This window comes from Hymenobacter endophyticus (assembly GCF_032464715.1).
Classification (GTDB): domain Bacteria; phylum Bacteroidota; class Bacteroidia; order Cytophagales; family Hymenobacteraceae; genus Hymenobacter; species Hymenobacter endophyticus.
Genome location: NZ_JAWDJT010000010.1, coordinates 90,579 through 112,466 on the forward strand (window position 1 = coordinate 90,579; position 21,888 = coordinate 112,466).

Below are 21,888 nucleotides of genomic sequence, written 5' to 3' on the forward strand. Positions count from 1 at the left end.
CCACCACCCACCAAACAGTAGCGGCTGACAGTGCGCGTAGAGGTGTTTACGTCGGGGGTTTCGCTGAGGCTGTGCAAATCCCCAGACATTAGGGACCCCAGAGTAAGCAGTAACCACACCGCCGCCAAGAACCAGCGCCCCACCCTGAACCGGAGCAGCAACCCCACTACGAAGGCTAAACTACCCAGAACAAGAATGATGTTGCCGGTTGCTTGCCAGTTCATGGAGGCTCAAGGTTCGTTACAATGGGATGTTGCCGTGCTTCTTACGCGGTAAGGTGTCCACTTTGTTTTCCAACATTTTAAACGCCCGAATGAGCTTCTGGCGCGTCTGAGAAGGCAGGATTACTTCATCTACGAAGCCCCGATGGGCGGCGCGGTAGGGCGTGGCAAACTTCTGCTGGTACTCGTCTACCTTCTCCTGCAGCTTGGCTTCGGGGTTTTCGGCTTGGGCAATTTCGCGCTTGAAGATGATTTCAGCTGCGCCTTTGGCACCCATTACCGCAATTTCGGCCGTGGGCCAGGCGTAGTTCATATCGGCCCCGATGTGCTTGCTGTTCATCACATCGTAGGCCCCGCCGTAGGCTTTGCGGGTAATAACGGTGATGCGCGGCACGGTGGCTTCGCAGAAAGCGTAGAGCAGCTTGGCCCCGTTGGTGATGATGCCACGCCACTCCTGGTCTGTTCCGGGCAGGAAGCCGGGCACGTCTTCCAGCACCAGCAGTGGAATGTTGAACGAGTCGCAGAAACGCACGAAACGGGCCGCCTTGGTGGAGGCGTTGATGTCGAGCACGCCGGCCAGCACTGCCGGCTGGTTGCCCACAATACCGATGCTGCGGCCACCCAGGCGGGCAAAGCCTACCACGATGTTTTCGGCGAAGTTCTGGTGCACTTCCAGGAAGGTGCCCGCGTCGATAATGCCGTCAATCACCTCCCGGATGTCGTAGGGCTGGTTGGGGTTGTCGGGAATGATAGTGTCCAGGGCGGGGCGGTTTTCGTCCTGACCGGCTTCGTAGGGTACCATGGGGGCGGTTTCCTCGCAGTTCTGGGGCATGTAGCTCAGCAGCTGCTTGATGTGGTTGATGCAGGCCACCTCGTTGGCGCACGAAAAGTGCGTTACGCCGCTCTTGGCCGAATGGGTGCTGGCCCCGCCCAGCTCCTCGCTGGTCACGTTTTCGTGGGTGACGGTCTTCACCACGTTGGGCCCGGTCACGAACATGTAGCTCGTGTCCTCCACCATCAGGATGAAGTCGGTGATGGCCGGCGAGTACACCGCGCCGCCCGCGCACGGCCCCATAATGGCCGACAGTTGCGGCACCACGCCCGAGGCCAGGGTGTTTTTGTAGAAGATATCGGCGTAACCGCCCAGGCTCACCACGCCTTCCTGAATCCTGGCCCCGCCCGAGTCGTTGAGGCCGAGAACGGGCGCGCCGTTCTTCATGGCCAGGTCCATGATTTTCACGATTTTCTCGGCGTGAGTTTCGCTCAGGGAGCCGCCAAACACCGTGAAATCCTGCGAAAACGCGTACACCAGCCGGGCGTTTACGGTGCCATAGCCCGTCACCACACCGTCGCCGAGGTAGTACTCCTTGTCCAGGCCGAAGTCCTTGGAGCGGTGCATTACAAACTTGCCGATTTCCTCAAACGAGCCCTCGTCAAACAGCAGGTCAATCCGCTCCCGAGCGGTGAGCTTGCCTTTTTTGTGCTGGGCATCAATGCGGGCCTGGCCGCCGCCGAGCAGGGCCTCCTCATTTTTGCGGGCGAGAATTTCGGTTTTGCTTAGTTGGGCGTCAGCGTGCGGGTCAGACATTGTGGGGTGGGAAAGAGTCAGGGTGGCTACTTCGGTAAGAGAGTCAAAGGTAACGCACGAGGTAAGAAAAGCCGCACCAGAATTCTGGTGCGGCTGGGTACTAAAATATGGTTAGTCGCTTCCTTCACAGGTAACCTGCCCCGTGCTGCGTTTAATACTCAAGAAGCTGTGTTTTCCATAAACGGCCTCCAGCTTGTTGGAAGTGAGCTTGAGGTAACGAACAGCTTGATGAATTGTCGCCAATCCACATTCACTGGAAGCGTTGACTCGCCATATAACTTTATTATCACGGCAAGCAATGATGACTGATTTGTCAGAATCAGGAACGAAGTAAATGGTCCCATCTGCTGACATGATGCCTCGCTTATCGGTGGAAGCAAAGTTGATTTCGGTTTCTTTGGTAATAAGCTTTAAATTGTACGGACACGGTGGGTGCTGCTGACAACTTACGTTCGACAGTACGATTATCAATACGGCTGTGAAAACGGAGGACATATGCAGACAGGTGTAAACGATACTAGGCACAATAAACAAAACCGGCCGGTTCCTTTGCAGGAACCGGCCGGTTTTGTTTTCAGACGAATCTAATTATTCGCCTTTCTTTTTCGAGTCTTTCGGCTCGTCGTCGTTTGGCTCGGGCGCTTCTTCCGGCCGCTCGTCGCTGGCCAGGTTGGGCGCCTCGCCGCTCTTGCTTACCGAGAAGGTCAGTTCCTCAGCGCCAGCCGTGTAGTCGGCGGTGATGACGTCGCCCTGGGCAATTTCCGCCTTCAGGATTTCCTCGGCAATCGGGTCTTCGATGTACTTCTGGATGGCCCGGTTCAGCGGACGTGCGCCGTATTTGGGGTCATAGCCCTTCTCAGCCACGAAGTCCTTGGCGGCGTCGGTCAGCTCCACGCGGTAACCCAGCGTCTGGATACGGCCCAGCAGCTTGCTGAGGCTGATGTCGATAATCTTGTGGATATCGGCTTTTTCCAGCGAGTTGAACACGATTACGTCGTCCAAACGGTTCAGGAACTCGGGCGAGAAGGTTTTGCGCAGGGCATTAGTAATGGTGCCCTTCGTCAACTCGTCCATGTTCTCCTGCCGGGCTTTGGTACCGAAACCGATACCGGCGCCGAAGTCCTGCAAATCACGCGCCCCGATGTTCGAGGTCATGATGATGATGGTGTTGCGGAAGTCCACCTTACGACCCAGGCCGTCGGTCAGGATACCGTCGTCCAGCACCTGCAGGAGCAGGTTGTACACATCGGGGTGCGCCTTTTCAATCTCATCGAGCAGGATAACCGAGTACGGCTTGCGGCGGATTTTCTCCGTCAGCTGACCGCCCTCTTCATAGCCCACGTAGCCGGGAGGCGCGCCCACCAGGCGCGAGATGCTGAATTTCTCCATGTACTCCGACATGTCAATCCGCACCAGCGAATCTTCCTTGTCGAAAAGGTAGGTAGCCAGCACCTTCGCCAGCTCCGTTTTGCCTACGCCCGTGGGGCCCAGGAATACGAAAGAGCCGATAGGCTTCTTGGGGTCTTTCAGGCCCACACGGGTACGCTGGATGGCTTTCACCAATTGCTTAATGGCCTTGTCCTGCCCAATTACCTTGCCTTTCAGCTCTTCGCCCATGTTCAGGAGCTTGGAGCTTTCCTTCTGGGCCACGCGCGAAACGGGGATGCCGGTCATCATGGCAATAACCTCGGCTACGTTTTCCTCCTTCACGGTGTAGCGCTTCTTCTTGGTCTCCTCTTCCCAGTCTCTTTTAGCTGAGTCGAGCTGATCAATGAGCTTCTTCTCCGTGTCGCGGAGTTTGGCAGCTTCCTCGTATTTCTGCGACTTCACCACGCGGTTTTTCTCACCCTTGATGTTCTCAATCTGCTCTTCGAGCTTGAGAATATCCTCGGGCACCACGATGTTATTGATGTGCACGCGGGCTCCGGCTTCATCGAGAATGTCGATGGCCTTATCGGGCAGGAAACGGTCCGACATGTAGCGGTCCGACAGCTTTACGCAGGCTTCAATAGCCTTGTCGGTGTACACTACGTGGTGGTGGTCCTGGTATTTGTCCTTGATGTTGTTCAGGATTTCAATCGTCTCCTCGGGCGTGGTGGGGTCTACCATCACCATCTGGAAGCGACGGGCCAGGGCACCATCCTTTTCAATGTACTGACGGTACTCGTCGAGGGTAGTGGCACCGATGCATTGAATTTCGCCGCGGGCCAAAGCCGGCTTGAACATGTTGGAGGCATCCAGGGAGCCGGAAGCTCCGCCGGCACCCACAATTGTGTGCAGCTCGTCAATGAACAGAATCACGTCGGGCGACTTTTCCAGCTCGTTCATTACGGCCTTCATGCGCTCCTCAAACTGGCCGCGGTATTTGGTACCAGCTACCAAAGAAGCCAAATCCAGGGTAACTACCCGCTTGCCAAACAGCACGCGTGACACTTTCTTCTGGATGATACGCAGGGCCAGGCCTTCGGCAATGGCAGTTTTACCAACGCCCGGCTCCCCGATGAGAATAGGGTTGTTCTTCTTGCGGCGCGACAGGATCTGGGCAACGCGCTCAATTTCCTTTTCGCGGCCCACAATGGGGTCGAGCTTGTCTTCCTCGGCCAGCTTGGTCAGGTCGCGGCCAAAGTTGTCGAGCACCGGAGTGCGTGACTTCTCGTTGCCTTTTTTAGGGGCAGCGCCGGCGCCGGCGCCACTACGGCCTTGGCCACTGCCGCCGAAGAGGCGGTCATTGTCGTCGTCATCGGCCTCGGGGCCGGAGGTGGGGTTGTTCGCCGTGTTACCGTGGTAGTCCAGCGAATCACGTACGGATTCGTAGTTCACGTTGAATTTGCTCAGGATTTGGGACGAAATGTTGTCTTCATCACGCAGAATCGAGAGGAGCAGGTGCTCCGTGCCGATAATCTCGCTCTTGAAGATTTTAGCCTCTAGGTAGGTAATCTTGAGGACCTTCTCGGTTTGCTTCGTCAGCGGAATCGAGCCGGTGATGCTCGTGCCTTGCGTAGCGGTATTGCGGGTAGCCTGCTCCAGGGCGTATTTCAGCTCCTCCACCGATACACCCAATTTCTTGAGCAAACCAATGGCGGTGCCTTCCCCTTCGCGAATCATACCCAGCAATAGATGCTCCGTGCCGATATAGTCGTGCCCGAGCCGGATGGCCTCTTCCCGGCTCAGGGAGATGACCTCCTTGACTCTATTTGAGAATTTAGCTTCCATGCAGATAAGGTAGTGAAGAAAAACGGTACCCCGCAAGGCTCAAATGAAGTAGCTTTGCGGGTTGGGCCGATGTAACCTGAAAACAGATTGAGTCGGGCGTTGGTTCGGGGCGACAGGTACACTACGCAAGAAAACTGCCGGCGGCCGGACCCTGCATAAAGAGCAGGTCTAAGATGCTGAGGCCCGGTACAAAATCTTTACCAAAGCTCTGAGCATAGGGCCGGCCCGACGTCCTGTCAGGTTCGGCGGCGGCTTTCGGTGTCAGCCAGTCGCGCCGGTCCAGGAGTGAATGAGTGAATGAGCGAATGAGTGAATCAGGGGCAGGCGAGACGTACTCGGTGGTGAGGTGAATGGGCAGGCGCAGGCGCAGGCAGCGGAAGTAGAAATGCAGCAGGGCCGTGTTCAGCTCAAACAGGTGGGGGAGCTTCTGCGCGTAGATATCGTGCAGATAATCGGCGTAATACTCAAAGTACGGGGTGCCGCCGTACGCGGTTTGCAGGGTGCGCCAGTGGCGGTGTACCCAGTTTTGGCGGTAGTCAATTTCGATGGCGGAAGTAAGCACTTTTTCGCTGCGGTTACCATCAATTACGGGCACCGTGAGGGCCTGCACACCCTGGGCGGTCAGGATAAGGCACCGGTTGCGGTAAGTTTGCTTGTGGTAATGGTCTTGGGTTTCCAGCCACAAGGCATCGGCTCCTAATAATGCCGAAAAGAATGCCGCGGGCGGATTATACTGGGACTCAAACAGAACGGCAGGCATAGAGCAGAAGAAAGGCCCGAAAACCGGGCAAAGAGGGTAAAAACACGGGGGCAAATAAACGGAGCGGAGTGTATTGCCGATGCCGGACTATAAAGAGTAGATCTTGTTTTCCGGCAATGACAGAGCTGGGAACCAAAGTAGGATACTGGAAATGTAACGCTTATGCGCGGCACCGTGTTAGCGTAAGAATCAGCCGAAAACGTGCACTTTTGCACGGCCGAAGGCTGAAAGTAAATACTGCCAAACAGGTTTATTTTCCCGCCAATCTGACACTATGCCGCTGCCTCTCCGATTTCTGCCGCTTGCTTTTCTCCTGTTTACGGGTGCGGCGCATGCCCAAATGCACCAGCTGCAGCTGGATGTAGCCCGCTTCCGGAGTGAGGACGTGGCCATAAAGGGAGGCGTGGTGGAGGTGTATGCCACGGTAGCCGGCAAGCAGCTGACGTACCAAAAGCGCGGGCCGAAAATGTACCAGGCCGGCGCCACCGTAACGCTGGAAGCAGTGCGGGCCGATGGCGTGACTGTGTACCAGGAAACCGTTACGCTGAAGCCCCCGGTGCTGCGCGATACTACGGCGGCCATCAAAAACCCCATCAGCTTCCAGAAGCGCCTGAATCTGCCTGAGGGCCGCTACACACTGCGCGGGCACCTGAAAGACCTGTACCGCACCGGCTCCACCGACATTGTAGAATTGCCCCTGGTGCTGGAGTTTGCAGGTGCTAAGCCCGCCATGAGCGACCTGGTGCTCTTACTAAAACCAGCCAGTCGCTCGGCGGTAGAGGCCAACACGTTTATGCGGAACAATCTGAGCCTTACCCGAGCTCCGGGGGGCTTGTACGCTCGAGGGCAGGATAAGCTGTTTTTTTACTCGGAGCTGTATAATAATGCCCCCGGCCAAGGCATTACGCTGCGTTACCGCTTGCGCGCCGCTAAAGCAGCCAAGGACGCGGCCAGTGGGCAGGGGGTAGTACAGGGTGCCGATGGGCGCCCAACGGTGCTAACCGGCGAACTGGATGTGAGCAAGCTGCCCGCTGGCAGCTACGCGCTAACCGTGGAAGCACGCAACGCAAAAAATCAGCTGTTATCAACCCAAACCATTACCATGCGCCGCAACCCGGCCGATTACGCCCCGGCTGGGGCCATCATGCCCCGATGAACAGTACTTCCTCCGTTTCTACATCTTATCCGTGGTATTACCGGCCGCTGGAGTGGCTGTTGCTAGGTTTGGCCCATTTGCCATTGAGTGTCTTGTATGTACTGGGGCGCGGCATCTATGTATTGATGGCCTACGTGGTGCGCTACCGCAAGCGGGTAGTGCTGGAAAACCTACGCAACTCCTTTCCTGAAAAATCGGCGGCCGAAATAGCCCAGTTGGCCCGGCAATTCTACTGGCACTTTGCGCAGGTAATGGTCGAAACTATTAAGCTGGCGGCTATGCCGGCCGCGGAGCTCAAGAAACGGGTGCTATTCCGGAACCCCGAGGTGTTGGAGCGGCATTTCGCGGCGGGGCGCACGGTACTGGGCCTGTCGTCGCACGCGGGCAACTGGGAATGGGTGCTGACCTCGGGAGCTGTGTGGTTATCGGCCCACGCCGATGGGGTGTACAAACCGCTCAGCAACCCGTTTTTTGAGCACTTTCTGTACCGGCTGCGCACCCGTACCGGCGCCGGCCTCATTCCCATGCGGGACACGCTGCGCGACATGCTCCAACGGAAAGGCGAAGTGCGGGTAGTGAGCATGCTTTCCGACCAGGCCGCCGGCCCTGAGGACCGGCCCTACTGGACAACCTTCATGCACCAGGAGGCCGGTTTCTATACCAGCAACGAGCGGCTGGCCAGCCGCTTCCGCTGCCCGGTAGTGTACGTGAGCATCCGGCGCATGCGACGCGGCTACTATGAGATACTCCTGACGGAGCTCTACGATGGCGACGCGCCGCTGGAGCCCAACACCTTCCCCATTACCGCCGCATTTGTGCAGCAGCTGGAGCACGATATTCGCCTGTATCCGGCTGATTACCTCTGGACGCACCGTCGCTGGAAACACAAGCGGCAAGGGTGAAATTGTGAAGGGTGAAGTTGTGAAAGGATGTTTTGTCCTTTCACAATTTCACCCTTGCTTACAGGTACTGCTCAATATCACCCGCACCCTGGCGAATGATGTCGAAGTCTTCGTTGGTGCAGTCAACTACCGTGCTGGCGATATTGTTGCCATAGCCGCCATCAATAACCAAGTCTACCAAAGGGCGGTATTTCTCGAAAATCAGGTCGGGGTCGGTGCTGTACTCCAGAATCTCGTCGTCGTCGCGGATGGAGGTGCTTACGATGGGGTTGCCCAGGGCCTGCACCAGCTGAATGCAGATCTGGTTATCGGGTACCCGGATGCCCACGGTTTTGCGTTTTGCGCCACCATAGCGCGGGGCCTTGGTGCTGGCTTCGAAAATAAAGGTAAATGGCCCCGGCAGAGCTTTTTTGAGCACTTTGTACACGGGCGTGGTAATGCCGTTGGCGTAATCGGTGATGTGCGAGAGGTCGGAGCAGATAAAGGACAGGTTGGCCTTATCGGGCTGGATACCTTTCAAGCGGCACAGCTTTTCTACCGCTTTAGCATTGTGAATGTCGCACCCCAGCCCGTAAATCGTATCGGTGGGGTAAATGACGAGCCCTCCGTTGCGAATAATGTCAACGGCTTGCTGAATGCGGTTCTGGGGCGGATTATCGGGGTGAATGCGGAGCAGCGTGGCGGCCATAGTGCAAGTGCGGAAGGATAGGTGAGAAGTCAGACCCGATACCAGCGGACGGCGGGGCGGTCAAGGTACTGGCTCAGGAAGTAAAGTGATACTCTTTTCGGCAAAAAGCGTTGTGCGGTTGCCTCCGTCACGGGGTTGGCGGCAAAAAAGACCACAAAAAAAGTCCCCGGCCAAACGGCCGGGGACTTTTCCTGATGGGGCTGAGAAGCGGTGCTTACTGCTTCACAATTTTGTGCGAGGTGAGGGTGCTGCCATTCTGAACCAACAGAATGTAGCTGCCCGCACGCAACGAGTGCAGGCTGAACGAGCCATCGAGGGCGGAAGTGCCTTTCAGCACGGCGCGGCCCGTCAGGTCGGTTACCGTAACGGTAGCTTTGGCAGCGCGGCCGGCTACCTGAATCGTCAGGTTGTCGGTAGCGGGGTTCGGGAATACGCGCACATTGCCGGCGTTCAGGGCGTTGCGGGTGCCGGTGAGTACCGAGCCAACGTCTTCCTTCGTGCGGGGCACTAGCTGGTAGCCGCCGGCGTAAGGAGCCGCTGCGGAAGCGAATTGCGAACCAATGCCGGTGATGGAGAACGAGCCGGTAGGTACGGGCTGGTTGAACAGGGTAGAAGCGGGGTTGATGCGCACATCATATGAAATGCCGGCGGCCGTCTGCACCTTCACCGTGTAAGCAGCGGTGGCGGTAGTCGTCCACTCGCTGGGCGTGGTGGCCGTTACGTTCGGCAGCACAATCAGCTGCGACTCCTCGGCTTCCGTCAGCGGGCCGGTTACTACGCGGGCGCGCATCAGCTTGCTGGTGCCCAGCTTGGTGATGGATGTAACCGTGAGCTGCGACAAGCCCCGGAAGGTACCCAGCGTGCCGGTTACCTGCACCGAGTCACCCTGAACTGGGGCAAACGAGAGGTTGCTGGAGCTGAACAGGCCCAGGCCGCCGGTGCGGTCCATGATGGTGCCCTGGTAGCCGGCCGTGCGGTAATTCGGGCCGTAGATGACGCCAGTTACTGTGAACGAGCCGGTTTGCGTGGGCGTACCGTCGGCGTTAACCGGCTTGAGGGCCGAAATGGCGGTAACGGTAGGAGCCGGAGCCGTATCGTTGTCGGTGATGGTAATGGTGTAGGTACCTATGCCAACAGTGGCCGCACCGGCGGGCAGCACGTTGCGTAGCGTTAGCGCAATGGTTTCCGACTGCTCAAACACCGCGTCATCCACAATCGTGATGGTGGCGTTCTGGGTGGTAGTACCAGCCGGGAACGTCAAGGTCTGGGTCGTGAAGGTATAGTCGGCGGGCGAGGTAGCCGTGCCGGGTGCCGTGCCAACGGCTACTTCCACCGATACTGCCTGGGTGCTGGCGGCGCTCAGCGTCACCGGAATCTGCACGGTGCCGGCGCTTTCAGCTACCGTAGCCGTTGCCGAGCCGAACGATACTGTGGGGGCCGTGGGGGCCGTAATAGTAGCGGCAGACAAGGTGAAGTCATCGAGAGCCAACAGGGCATCTGCGCCGGCATCGTTGGTATCCTTCCACCGAATCCAGATGGTGGAACCCGCCGCCCAGGTAATGGGGAAGGTAGCCGTAATAGCAGCGGAATTAGCCGGATCGTTACCGTTAAGCGTGGCCGGCGTGGCCGCAACAGTACCCAGCTCCCGAATATCGAGGGCCGATACGGCAGTCCAGGTACCCGTGCTGAGGCTGGTAGCATCGGTGCTGTACTCGAATGCCAGGCTTTCAACCAGCGCGTTTTCACCGGAGCGCCACTGCTCAGCACGGCCGGCCAGCGTCAGCCCGCTGATGGCAGCCCCGCTCTGGTTGGTGAAAGCCGCGCCAAATGCAGGTACCGTGCTGTTCGAGGAGATGCTGCCCAGGGCCCGGTCGGTAGTGGTACCCGTAATGGCACCGGCATTGTACACAGTGCCGGCGTTGCTGTTGTCGGCCTGTACGGCCATTGTCAGCACCGCGTTCAGCGTGCCGGTGCCGGCCAAACGAATGCCGGACCAGCCATCCGGATACGTGGTGCCGGTAGCCGTCAGGCCGTCAAAATTCTGGTTGTAGGTGGCTCCGGTGAAGGCTACCGGAGTAACCGTCTGGGCCTGGGCCGTAGCCGTAAGGCCGCCCAATGCGGCCAGTACGGCCATGCGCTGCCGCCAAGAAGTGTACGAGTGCTTCATAAAAGAAAAAAGGGGGGTGATTGAAGGAAAGGATTACGTGAACAGACGCAGCTTCGGGGAAAAGGTTGACGCTGTGGTGCAGCCGCAGAAACCGCGTACTTTTGAGCCGCAAAGCTACCCCCGATTCCGGAACTGCCCCAATAGCCGGCTGGTCTGGCAATGTTACCGTTTTGTTACCACTTCCCGCCTCATGGCTAAAACCCGCATTGACTACAAGGCTAACGCCACCCGCCGCCGCAACCGTTTCTCCTACACGGTGGGCATACTCGGGCTTATTCTCATCACGTTTTCCTACTACTTCTACCAGGTGTTCTTCACGCCCAACGTGGAAACCAAAGGCAAGCGTACCTACGTGCTGATTCCGCGCGGGGCCGACTGGAAAACGGCCCTGGGCCGCGTGGAGAAAACCGGGGCGGTAGTCGATAAAATGTCGCTGCACTTTGTGGCCCGCATGATGAAGTACGACAAGCCGGGCGCCGTGAAACCGGGCAACTACGAGCTGAAGGAAGGCCTTACCAACCGCCAGCTCATCAACGTGCTGAAAAGCGGCTCCCAGTCGCCCTTGCAGCTCACCTTTAACACGGTGCGCTTACGGAAGGACCTGGTGGACCGCCTGGCCGCCCAGGTAGATGTGAAGCCCCGCACCCTCGACTCCCTGCTGCGCAGCCCCAACTATACCCGCAGCCTGGGCTTCGATACCACCTCGGTGCTGACCATGTTCATCCCGAACACCTACGAACTGTACTGGAATACCTCGGCTGATAACCTCATGCAGCGCATGAAGAAGGAGTACGAGAAGTTCTGGACGTCGGCCCGCGACACCAAGCGCAAGACCCTTGGCCTCACCCGGGCCGAAGTGAGTACGCTGGCCAGCATTGTGGAAGCCGAGCAGCAGCAGCACGCCGACGAGCGGCCCCGCGTGGCCGGGGTGTATCTTAACCGGCTCAAACGAGGTATGAAGCTCCAGGCCGACCCTACCGTGGTGTACGCCAACGGCGACTTTGGCATCAAGCGGGTGCTCAACGTGCACCTGACCAAAGACTCGCCCTACAACACCTATAAGTACGGCGGCCTGCCGCCCGGCCCCATCAACCTGCCCAGCATTGCCAGCATTGATGCCGTGCTGAATCCCGAAAGCCACGACTACCTCTACTTCTGCGCCAAGGAAGACTTCAGCGGCTACCACGCCTTCGCCCGCAACGAACAGGAGCACCTGGTAAACGCCCGCCGCTACCAGGCCGCCCTCACGCGGAGCGGGATTATGAAATGAGTTGTCAGTTGTTGGTTGTCAGTTTGTTCTGTTAGCTTCTGCACCCAATAACTGACAACTGACAACCAGCAACTGACAACTACTCAATATGTATTCCTCCGACACCCAGATCCGCGTGCGGTACGCCGAAACCGACCAGATGGGCTACGTGTACCACGGCAACTACGCGGCCTACTTTGAAGTGTGCCGCACCGAGGCCTTCCGCCAGCTGGGCATCAGCTACAAAGCTCTGGAGGCCGACGGCGTGGGCATGCCGGTAGGGGAGATACGCACTCGTTTCCGCCGCCCCGCCCGCTACGACGACCTGCTGACGGTGCGCCTGCTGCTGAAGCAGCCCGCTGAGGGCTCCCGAGTACTATTCGAGTACGAAATTTATAACGAGACGCAGGAACTGCTCACGGAAGGCCACACGCTTATGGTGTTTGTGAGCATGGCTACTGGCCGGCCCGTACCTATTCCCCAGGCCATTGCTGCTAAGTTGGCCCCTTACTTCACCGATGAGGAAACGGCCGGCCCGCTCACCCCGCCCAAAGCCCCGGTGGACGCGCCCGCCCCGGCGGCGTTTCTGAAGAAGTAAGTGAAAATGAAAAGAACGTCATGCTGAGCGAAGCGGAGCGGAGTCGAAGCATCTCTACCTCTGACTAACCAATTAGCATTGCAACAAAGCGGGAGAGATGCTTCGACTCCGCTCCGCTTCGCTCAGCATGACGTTCTTTATCTGTTCCTCATTGACCCCATGCGTATTCCCGTTCGTCGTTATCATTTGCCCGATGTGCGCCGCCGCCGCAGTGTGCGCCGCGCCATTGTGTTCCTGAAACAGCTGCGGTTTGCGGGTGGTAAGGCTTCGGTGTATGATGTGGTTGACCGGCTGCTGCAGGAAATAAAGCTGGATGGTATTGCCAAGCGGGCCAGCTACATGGCCTTCAACCTTACCATTGCCATTTTTCCTACCATCATCTTCCTGTTCACGCTCATCCCCTATATTCCCGTTCCCAACCTGAACATCGACATCCTGCAATTCCTGGCCGACCTGATTCCGCGGGAAATGTACGCGGCCATATCGGGCACCATCGAGGATATCGTGAATATTCCGCACGGGGGGTTGCTGTCCTTTGGTTTTGCCACGGCTCTGGTGCTCAGCTCCAATGGCATCATGGCCCTGCTGGATGCCTTTGAGAAGAAGTACCCCTCGTTCAAGAAGCGCACCTACCTGCGCAAACGGGTAATTGCCACGCTGCTTACGGTGGTGCTGTCCTCGGTGCTGCTGTTTGCGGTGGCGGGTATTTTCTTTGGTACCTATATCATCGATGCGCTGGTATTTCAGGAAATCGTACCCGAATCCATGACCGACCAGCTCACCAGCGTGTTGCGCTACGGCTCCGTCACTGGCCTGTTTCTACTCACTACCTGCTTGGTGTACTACTACGTGCCGCCCGTGCACGATAAATGGCCGTTCGTCTCGGCGGGGGCAGTGGTGGCCACTCTACTCATCTTCGCGGTATCCTTCCTGTTTATCCTCTACGTCAAGATTTTCGACAGCTATAACCACTTCTACGGCTCCATCGGCACACTGGTGGGCTTCATGGTGTGGCTGGATTTTGTGTGCATGACTCTGATTCTGGGGTTTGAGATTAATGTGAGCATTGACGCCGTAACCGGCCGCCTCAAGCGCCCGGTCGCGCTGCAGAAAGCCTAAAAACCTGTTGAGAATAAATAATTTGTACCTGAAAATGAGGAATTAAGCGGAGGGGCTCAGAAAAAAAGGCCGGAGTAGCTTGTGCATTCCTGAATCGTACCTACTTTTGCCATCCCAAACCACTCATTTTGGGCCTTACAGAGAGGTGGCAGAGTGGTCGAATGCGACGGATTCGAAATCCGTTATACCTGCAAGGGTATCGGGGGTTCGAATCCCCCCCTCTCTGCACTTGGCTTTTTCAATTCGTGAGAAAGCCTTTTTTCTTGGCAACCAGAGCGGCAACGCACTTGAGTTCCTCACTATACCCAGAGGAGTGGCAGAGTGGTCGATTGCGGCGGTCTTGAAAACCGTTGAGGGTTAAACCTCCGGGGGTTCGAATCCCTCCTCCTCTGCGAAGCAGTTCTGATGCCCAAGAAAAAACGCCTTCCAAGCCAGCTTGGAAGGCGTTTTTGTTTGCCCTTGCAAGTAAGCTGAACAGTAAAGCATAAAAAACCCAAACACAAATCAGTAATCCATAGTTATACTGTTGTGCTTGCCCAGGCCGGCGCATTATTTGCTTTGCTGTTGCCTGCTACCTTTGCTCGTATCTATGACCGAAGTACTGTTTGATGTTAACCTGCAACAGCTGCCCGATGAGTTTCTGAACGGAAACTGGCGGGTATCTGACCGGGTGCTTAATCACACTGATCCTGCTAGTATGCTGGCCCGCGCCGAGCTGTTTGCCCTGCAGCCGGGCCGGGTAGAGGTGCAGGCTGCGCATGGGCAGGATGCGGGTAAGTGGCAGATTCAGCGGGATGAGCTATTAAACCGGCCCTATCTGGAGTTGATGCTGGGCCAGGAGCAAACCCGCGCACTGGTAACGCGCCTGCGCCGCTCCCGCAATGGTGCCGAAAGCCAGTTGAACCTCTACTTCCAGTCGGGGATGGAAATGCAGCTCACGCAACCGTAGGCTCCGTATTATCACCACACTATTTGATTTTGTATGGCTTCCGCCACTTCTGATATGCCGGAGTTGTCCTCCTCTGCCACCAGCCGCCCTTCACGAGGCGAAAGTATTCTGTTGAGCGTGACAGATGCGGCCGGCACTACCTTGTACGCCAGCCCCCAACTGCTGCAGTTTACGGGCCTTTCTTTGGAAGACCTGAGCGCCGGCTGGTTGGAACTGGTGCATCCCCAGGACGGGGAGCGGGTAGCCGCGCAGGTGCAGCGCATGAGGGAGGCGGCGCAACAGTACCAAATCGAGTGGCGCATCCGTCGACATGATGGCCAATACCGCTGGGTGCGTACCACGGGCTACCCGCAGCTGGACACCAGCGGGCGGGTGCATCAGTGGATTATCGGCACTATCGACATTGAGGACAGGCGCAACAACCCTGGCGGCTACTCCGGAGAAGACTTCAGCTTCCTGGCTGAACTAATTCCGCAGTTGGTCTGGACAACGGACCCAATGGGCTTCCACACCTATTTCAACCAGCGCTGGACTGACTTTACGGGCTACACCCTGGCCGACAGCGTGGGCCCCGATATGTGGAACAACCTGCTGCATCCCGATGACCGACAGCTGGCCCGCCAGGTGTGGGGTCATTCCCTGGCCACTGGCGACTTCTACGAAATCGAGTACCGATTTAAGTCACAGCAGGGGGACTACCGGTGGTTTTTGGGCCAGGCATTGCCCGTGCGCGATGCGGCCGGGGAAATTGAAAAGTGGTTTGGTACCTGCACTGATATTCACGACCAGAAAATGCAGGAAATAGCCCTGCGCAAGCGGGAGCAGGATTTCACCACCCTGGCCAACGCCATTCCGCAGCTGGCTTGGATGGCCGATGAGGCTGGGCACATCTTCTGGTACAATGAGCGGTGGTTCAGCTTTACGGGCACCACGCTGGAGGAAATGCAGGGCTGGGGCTGGCAGAAGGTGCAGCACCCGGATTATGTGGAGCAAGTAACCGAAACCTGGAAACAAGCCCTGGCTGCCGGCACGGAGTGGGAGGACACGTTTCCGTTGCGCCGCCACGACGGCGAGTTCCGGTGGTTTCTGAGCCGGGCCGTGCCCCTGCGCGACGAGGCAGGCCGCGTGCTACGCTGGTGCGGTACCAATACCGACATAACCGAGCAAAAGCAGCTACAGGAGCAGATTGAGCGCGCCTACTCTGATCTGGAAGCCAAAGTGATGTTCCGCACCCTGGACCTGGAGCGCGAGGTGCAGGAGTTGCGCCAGCAGCTTGGGGCTGCGGGTAACAACTGACCAGCTGCCAAAGCTGCTGCTTATTGAAAAAGGCCGCCTGCGCATCAGTAGGCGGCCTTTTTATTGTCAAAACCCGAGGGCTGCGGCTACTCATCCGCATCCTGTCCCTTTTTCAGCTCGGCATCCAGGAAATAGGCCCCGCGGCGCACTACGTGGGTGGAATCGGGGAGGGGTTCCAGCAGGCGCAGGGCTACGTCGCCGTTTTCGGTGGTGCCAGTGGCCACTTTCACGCGCCGAAACGCACCGGGCGCGCTTTGGGTGAAGATATAGCTGAACTCCCCGGCCTGCACAATGGCGTCTTCGGGGAGGGTACGTTGCCGGGCCGCACCGGTCTGGATGGCGGCGGCCACGTACTGGCCCGGAATCAGGTCAGTGCGCTCGGGCTCCAGGTGGGCATGCACGTTCACGGTGCGTTTTTCGGGGTCGAAGGATTTGCCGACGAGGTAGACGCTGGCTGTCATTTCGGGGCCGCGCTGCTGGCTGGGCACCCGGAACAGCACCGGCTGACCGTTGCGCACCTGGTTCACGTCGCGCTCAAATACCTGCAGCTCCAGGTGCATGTGGCTGGGGTCTACCAGCTCCACCAGCACATCCTGGGGGTTCACGTACTGGCCCGGGTTGATGTGTACCATGGCTACGTTGCCGCCGATAGGTGCCGTGAGCGTAACGGTGGGCGAAATCCGGCCCTGGTTGAGCCGCTCAGGAGAAATGCCCAGCAACCGGAGCTGCCCGGCCGTCGACTGCAGATTGGCCTGCTCGGAGGCATAGTCGCTCTGGGCCTGCTGCAGCTTGCGCTTGGCCCCTACGTCCTCGGCATCGAGGGTTTGCTGGCGCTTCAGCTCCTGCTGCAGAAACGTGACGCGGGCCCGGCTTTGCAGGTATTCCTGCTGCAGCTTCAGGTAATCGGGGTGGCGTAGTACGGCCAGTACGGCCCCGCGCCGCACCTGCTGGCCCGGCAGCACCGCCACGCTCTGCACGTAGCCGCCCATTACCGCCGATATGGAGGCCCGGTTCTGGGGCGGCACATCCACCACACCGTTGGCCTGTACATCGGCGGCCAGATTTTTCCAGGTGAAGCCCCCCAGTTCCAGCCCGGCCGCCTGGGCCTGGGCAGGGCTGATGCGCACCTCGTCGGGGGTAGTAGGCCGGGTAGGGGCGGCGGCTACGGGCGTTTGCTTTTCCGGAGCGTTATTCTGACCGCAGGCGGTCAGCAGCGTGGCCAACAATAAAAGGGAAGTGGGTTTCATGAGATTGAGTCTAAGAAGTCAGCCGGCCGCTACAAAGCCGCAGTCGGTTATCGGGCATCGGCGCCGGTGAGGGCCAGGAGCTGCAGGGCCAGCTCGTTGTAGTGGCTCACCTGGTCGAGGTAAGCGGCGCGGATCTGCCAGGCCGGCTCGGTGTTCACCACGTACTCCACGTACTCGATGTCGCCGGCCCGGAAGCTTTTTTCGGCGGTATCCAGAATCAGGCGGGCCTGGGGCAGGGCGGTTTGCTCGTAGTAGGTGAGGGAGGCCCGGGCCCGCTGCAGTTGGCGGCGCAGGCCGGCCAGTTGCCCACCCAGCTGGGTGGTGGCGTAGCGCAGCTGGGCTTCGGCTGCCTGTTCGCCAATACGGGCGGCCTGAATCCGGCCCTTCTGCACGCCACCCAGCAGCGGCACGGCCACCCCGGCCTGGGCCACGTGAAAACCGGCTTCTTTGTTGATGGTCTGGTTAAAGTAGCCCAGGCGCACATCGGGCAGACGGCGCAGCTGCTCTACCCGGGTCTGGCGGCGGCTCACTTCCACTTCCTGCTCCAGCAAGGCCAGAGTAGGGTTGGAGCCCGCGGATAGCCCGGCTGTATCGGCTGCCGTCAAAACCAGTACCGGCGTGGTTGTGGTATCAATGAGGGCGAGGCCGGGCTGGTTGAGCAGTACCGCCAGCTGCTGCTGCTGCACCTGCTGCTCGGTGCGTAGCGTGGCCAGCCGGTTCTGCAGCTCCAGCCGCCGCGCCTCGGCCGAAACCTGCTCCAGACGGTTGGTTTCGCCGGTCTGGTAGCGGATGCGGGCGGCGCGGGCGGCTCGTTGGTAGAGGCTGTCCTGGCGGCGCAGCAAAGCGGCACGGCGGTAGCTCAGCAGCAGCTCGTAGTAGCCACTGCGGATGCGGAACGCCAGTTCCCGGCGCTGCTGACGCACCCGCTGTTCGGTCGTGAGCACCTGGCCTTCCAGCAACCGGCGCTGGGCCCCATACACGCCCGGCAGTGCCGTTTGCTGAATTACGTTGAAGCTCTGGTCGCGCAAGGGACCCGAAATCTGGCCTACCTGGTAGTCAAGCACGGTGCGGGGTACGTCGTAGCCGGTGCGGGCCAGGGCGCGCTGGCGTTCAATCTCCAGGCTGCCGGTTTGCACCAGCAGGCTTTGGCTGAGGCCGGTTTGCAGGGCCTGGTTTAACGTAAGAAGGCTGCCGGGCGGCCCCAGCGGAGCCGGGGCCGCCGCGGGCGGCGGCAGGGTGCGGGGCGTGGTCTGGGCCTGTGCCCAGAAGGGCAGCAGGAACAGGCAAAGGATATATTTCATATAAGTGCAATTGCTTAGGGCGGAACCTCACCCCCCGGCCCCCTCTCCTCAGGGAGAGGGGGTGCGTTCTGGCTTGCAGCTTTCAGATATAAGCTATAAGCTGACGTCAGGCTCCCCCTCTCCCTGAGGAGAGGGGGCCGGGGGGAGATTCTACAACTCGTGGTTTTCCTTGATTTCAGCCAGCAGCTCAGGGGTGGGTTCGGTGGGGCTGGGCTCACCGTCTTTGGTGAAGAAGGTATAGAGCACCGGCAGCACCACCAGCGTGAGCAGGGTGGCCGAAATCAACCCGCCGATAACCACCGTGGCTAGGGGCTTCTGCACCTCGGCGCCGCCGGAGGTACTCAGGGCCATGGGCAGGAAGCCCAGCGAGGCTACGGCCGCCGTAAGTAGCACCGGCCGGAACCGCTCGTGGGTGGCTTTCAGCACTCGCTCCCGCACCGAGTCGATACCGGCCAACGCCAGCTCGTTGATGCTGGCCACCAGTACAATGCCGTTGAGCACGGCCACCCCGAACAGGGCAATAAAGCCCACGCCCGCCGATATGCTGAACGGCATGCCGCGCAGCCATAAAGCCAGAATGCCGCCAATGGCCGCCAGCGGAATACCCGTAAAAATGAGCCCCGCCTGCTTCACCGAACGGAAAGACAGGTAGAGCAGCACGAAAATCAGGAGCAGCGACACCGGCACGGCCACCGCCAGGCGGGCCTTGGCCTGCTGCAGATTCTCAAACTGGCCGCCGTACTTCAGGGTGTATCCCTCGGGCAGCTGTAAACCGGTGCTTAGTTTCTGCTGAATTTCCTGCACCAAGCTCTCCACGTCGCGGTTGCGCACGTTCACCCCGATGTTGATGCGGCGGCGGGCATCGTCGCGGGAAACCTGGGTAGGGGCGTTGCGGAAATCCACTTCGGCCACTTCTTCCAGCGGTACTTTCTGGCCGCCGGGTACATCCACGTACAGTTGGCGCAAATCCTGCAGGCCGCGGCGGTTGGTGCTGTCCAAACGTACCACCAGGTCGAAGCGCCGCTCGCCCTCGTACACCTGCCCGGCCACATCACCGGCGAAGGAGGCGCGCAGCAGCGTGTTCAGGTCCTGCACGCGTAGGCCGTACTGGGCCATTTTCTGGCGGTTGTAGCGCACGCGCAGTTGGGGCAGGGCGGCAATCTGCTCCACCTTCAGGTCGCCCACGCCGGCCAGGGGCCGAATGAGGGTGGCGGCTTCGTTGGCCTTCTCGAACAGAAGGCCCAGGTCGTCGCCGTAAATCTTGATGCTGATATCCGACTTTACGCCCGAAATCAGTTCGTTGAAGCGCATCTGAATAGGTTGCTGGAACTCCAGGTTCACGCCCGGAATGCCGGCCAGCGCGGCACTCATCTTGTTGGCCAGCTCTTCCCGGGAGTGGGCCGAAGTCCACTCCGCGTGGGGCTTGAGCACCACAATCTGGTCAGAATCCTCGAACGACATGGGGTCGGTGGGAATTTCGGAGGTGCCGATTTTGCCTACCACCTGCTCCACTTCCGGAAACTGCTTTAGCAGAATTTTCTGCACCTGGGTGGTGGTGGCAATGCTTTGGGCCAGCGAGGAGCCCGGGGCCAGCGTCACGTTCACGGCGAAGTCGCCCTCGTCCAGCTGCGGAATAAACTCGCCGCCCATGCTGGCAAACACCACGCCCGCCAGCACCAGCAGGCCCACGGCCGCGCCGGCCACCACCCCGCGCAGGCGCAACGCCCCCCGGATGATGGGCTCGTAGCCGCGGTACAGAAACTTCATGATGCGGTCGGCCACGGTGCCTTCCTCCTTGATATCCTTGCGCAGGGCCCAGGCCGATACGGCCGGTACGTAGGTAAGGCACAGGAGCATAGCGCCTACAATGGCGAAGCTTACCGTAAGGGCCATGGGCCGGAACATCTTGCCCTCGATGCCGGTGAGGGCCAAAATGGGCAGGTACACGATGAGGATAATGAGCTGCCCAAACAGCGCGGAGCGCATCATGCGGGTGGCGGCCGTTTCGGCTACCTGGTCCATGGTTTCGCTTTCGGCCTTGGCCCGGAAGTGCACGAGGTGGAAAATCATGGCTTCCACGATAATCACTGCCCCGTCCACAATCAGCCCGAAATCCAGCGCGCCTAGGCTCATCAGGTTGGCCGATACGCCGAAGGTGCGCATTAGGCCCAGGGCAAACAGCATGCACAGCGGAATCATGGAGGCTACTACCAGCCCGGCTCGCCAGTTGCCCAGCAGCACCAGCAGCACCACCATTACAATAATGCCGCCCTCGATGAGGTTTTTGGCCACGGTGTGAATGGCAGTATCCACCAGCTTGGTGCGGTCCAGAAACGGCTGCACGTACACACCTTGAGGTAGTGCCTGGTTGATTTCGGCCACGCGGGCTTTCACGCCCTTAATGGTTTGCTCCGACGATGCGCCTTTCAGCATGAGCACGATGCCGCCCACGGTTTCGCCGCGGCCGTTGCGCGTCATGGCTCCGTAGCGCACCGAGTGGCCGAAGCGCACGTCGGCCACGTCGCGGACCAGCAAAGGCGCGCCACCGTTCTGTTTGATAACGATACTGCCCACATCCTGCAGGGAGGTAGCCCGGCCTTCGCCCCGGATGAAGTAGGCGTTGCGGCCCCGCTCCAGGTAGCTGCCGCCGGTGTTGGCGTTGCTGGCCTCCAGGGCCGAAAACAGCTCGGGCATGGTTACGCCGCCAGCGTTGAGCCGCTCGGGATTCACGCTCACCTCGTACTGGCGCACGTAGCCGCCGAAGCTGCTCACGTCCACCACGCCGGGTACGCCGGCCAGCTGGCGTTTCACTACCCAGTCCTGCAGCTCGCGCAGGCGGGCCAGGGAGTATTTTTGCTCGAAGCCGGGCTTGATGGCCAAGCTGTACTGAAAAATTTCGCCCAGGCCGGTGGTAATGGGGGCCATTTCGGGGCGGCCCAGACCGGCTCCCAGGTCGGCTTCGGCGGTGCGCAGCTTCTCGGCCACCAGTTGGCGGGTTTGCAGCGTGGGCACGTCGTCCTCGAACACTACGGTAATCACCGAGAGGCCGAAGCGCGACACAGAGCGCACCTCCGTTACGCCCGGAATGGTGCGCAGGCTCTGCTCCAGCGGAATGGTTAGGAGCTGCTCGACCTCCTGGGCCGCCAGCGCGGGGCTTTGGGTGAGCACCTGAACTTGGTTGTTGGTTACGTCAGGAATGGCATCCAGCGGGAGGGTAGTGGCCGAGTAGCCACCCCAGACTACCAGCGCCAGGAGCAGCAGCACCACAAACAGCTTGTTGTGGATGCTGCCCCGGATAATGCGGGCAAGCATATAAAGAAATGGGTTGCCGTCGGTCAATAACTCCTGTCATCCTGGGCGGAGCGAAGGACCTTATCACGTCAGCTTATTCCTGAACAACTCGTTCTGACGTGATAAGGTCCTTCGCTCCGCCC

General features: G+C 59.3%; 16 protein-coding genes and 2 tRNA genes. 9 read left to right on the forward strand and 9 right to left on the reverse strand.

Annotated elements, in window-relative coordinates:
• Positions 1–240: 240 nt before the first annotated feature.
• From ROI90_RS15055 to ROI90_RS15070, 4 genes are all read right to left on the reverse strand, one after another.
• A complete protein-coding gene (locus ROI90_RS15055; protein ID WP_315999180.1) occupies positions 241–1,809 on the reverse strand; it encodes an acyl-CoA carboxylase subunit beta in 1,569 nt (522 codons plus the stop codon).
• 111 nt (positions 1,810–1,920) lie between these two features.
• Positions 1,921–2,304, reverse strand: coding sequence for a hypothetical protein (locus ROI90_RS15060; protein WP_315999181.1), 384 nt, complete (start codon positions 2,302–2,304; stop codon positions 1,921–1,923).
• Positions 2,305–2,397: 93 nt separating this feature from the next.
• Complete coding sequence (locus ROI90_RS15065) at positions 2,398–5,022, reverse strand: ATP-dependent Clp protease ATP-binding subunit (protein WP_315999182.1); 2,625 nt, start codon at positions 5,020–5,022, stop codon at positions 2,398–2,400.
• A 121-nt stretch (positions 5,023–5,143) separates the two neighbouring features.
• On the reverse strand, positions 5,144–5,782 hold the full coding sequence (locus ROI90_RS15070) for a WbqC family protein (RefSeq protein ID WP_315999183.1): 639 nt from the start codon (positions 5,780–5,782) through the stop codon (positions 5,144–5,146).
• A 274-nt stretch (positions 5,783–6,056) separates the two neighbouring features.
• Between ROI90_RS15070 and ROI90_RS15075 the strand changes: the two genes are divergently transcribed.
• Both ROI90_RS15075 and ROI90_RS15080 read left to right on the forward strand, forming a co-directional pair.
• Positions 6,057–6,938: a hypothetical protein gene (locus ROI90_RS15075; RefSeq protein ID WP_315999184.1), complete on the forward strand. Its 882-nt coding sequence runs from the start codon at positions 6,057–6,059 to the stop codon at positions 6,936–6,938.
• Positions 6,935–7,840, forward strand: a complete 906-nt coding sequence (locus tag ROI90_RS15080; protein ID WP_315999185.1) for a lysophospholipid acyltransferase family protein — start codon at positions 6,935–6,937, stop codon at positions 7,838–7,840. The genes ROI90_RS15075 and ROI90_RS15080 overlap by 4 nt, the downstream gene beginning before the upstream one ends.
• A gap of 58 nt (positions 7,841–7,898) precedes the next feature.
• Here ROI90_RS15080 and ROI90_RS15085 read toward each other — a convergent pair whose 3' ends face one another.
• A complete protein-coding gene (locus tag ROI90_RS15085; RefSeq protein WP_315999186.1) occupies positions 7,899–8,528 on the reverse strand; it encodes an L-threonylcarbamoyladenylate synthase in 630 nt (209 codons plus the stop codon).
• A 214-nt stretch (positions 8,529–8,742) separates the two neighbouring features.
• Complete coding sequence (locus ROI90_RS15090; protein WP_315999187.1) at positions 8,743–10,695, reverse strand: Calx-beta domain-containing protein; 1,953 nt, start codon at positions 10,693–10,695, stop codon at positions 8,743–8,745.
• A gap of 190 nt (positions 10,696–10,885) precedes the next feature.
• On the opposite strand from ROI90_RS15090, the gene mltG reads away from it, so the two are divergent.
• From mltG to ROI90_RS15125, 7 genes are all read left to right on the forward strand, one after another.
• The gene (mltG, locus tag ROI90_RS15095) at positions 10,886–11,965 is read left to right on the forward strand and encodes an endolytic transglycosylase MltG (RefSeq protein WP_315999188.1); all 1,080 of its coding nucleotides are present in this window, start codon (positions 10,886–10,888) and stop codon (positions 11,963–11,965) included.
• 88 nt (positions 11,966–12,053) lie between these two features.
• Complete coding sequence (locus tag ROI90_RS15100) at positions 12,054–12,542, forward strand: acyl-CoA thioesterase (protein ID WP_315999189.1); 489 nt, start codon at positions 12,054–12,056, stop codon at positions 12,540–12,542.
• A 159-nt stretch (positions 12,543–12,701) separates the two neighbouring features.
• Positions 12,702–13,661 carry a YihY/virulence factor BrkB family protein gene (locus ROI90_RS15105; RefSeq protein ID WP_315999190.1) on the forward strand — a complete coding sequence of 320 codons (960 nt, stop codon included), beginning with the start codon at positions 12,702–12,704 and terminating at the stop codon, positions 13,659–13,661.
• A gap of 139 nt (positions 13,662–13,800) precedes the next feature.
• Positions 13,801–13,887: transfer RNA gene (locus ROI90_RS15110), tRNA-Ser, on the forward strand.
• Positions 13,888–13,968: 81 nt separating this feature from the next.
• Positions 13,969–14,053, forward strand: a tRNA-Ser gene (locus ROI90_RS15115).
• Between the two features lie 197 nt (positions 14,054–14,250).
• Positions 14,251–14,610 carry a hypothetical protein gene (locus ROI90_RS15120; RefSeq protein ID WP_315999191.1) on the forward strand — a complete coding sequence of 120 codons (360 nt, stop codon included), beginning with the start codon at positions 14,251–14,253 and terminating at the stop codon, positions 14,608–14,610.
• Between the two features lie 33 nt (positions 14,611–14,643).
• On the forward strand, positions 14,644–15,906 hold the full coding sequence (locus ROI90_RS15125; protein WP_315999192.1) for a PAS domain-containing protein: 1,263 nt from the start codon (positions 14,644–14,646) through the stop codon (positions 15,904–15,906).
• Positions 15,907–15,992: 86 nt separating this feature from the next.
• Here ROI90_RS15125 and ROI90_RS15130 read toward each other — a convergent pair whose 3' ends face one another.
• From ROI90_RS15130 to ROI90_RS15140, 3 genes are all read right to left on the reverse strand, one after another.
• A complete protein-coding gene (locus tag ROI90_RS15130) occupies positions 15,993–17,153 on the reverse strand; it encodes an efflux RND transporter periplasmic adaptor subunit (protein WP_315999193.1) in 1,161 nt (386 codons plus the stop codon).
• Between the two features lie 47 nt (positions 17,154–17,200).
• A complete protein-coding gene (locus tag ROI90_RS15135) occupies positions 17,201–18,454 on the reverse strand; it encodes a TolC family protein (RefSeq protein ID WP_315999194.1) in 1,254 nt (417 codons plus the stop codon).
• 150 nt (positions 18,455–18,604) lie between these two features.
• Positions 18,605–21,766 (reverse strand): efflux RND transporter permease subunit, encoded by a 3,162-nt coding sequence (locus ROI90_RS15140; protein WP_315999195.1) that lies wholly within the window; start codon positions 21,764–21,766, stop codon positions 18,605–18,607.
• Between the last annotated feature and the right edge of the window lie 122 nt (positions 21,767–21,888).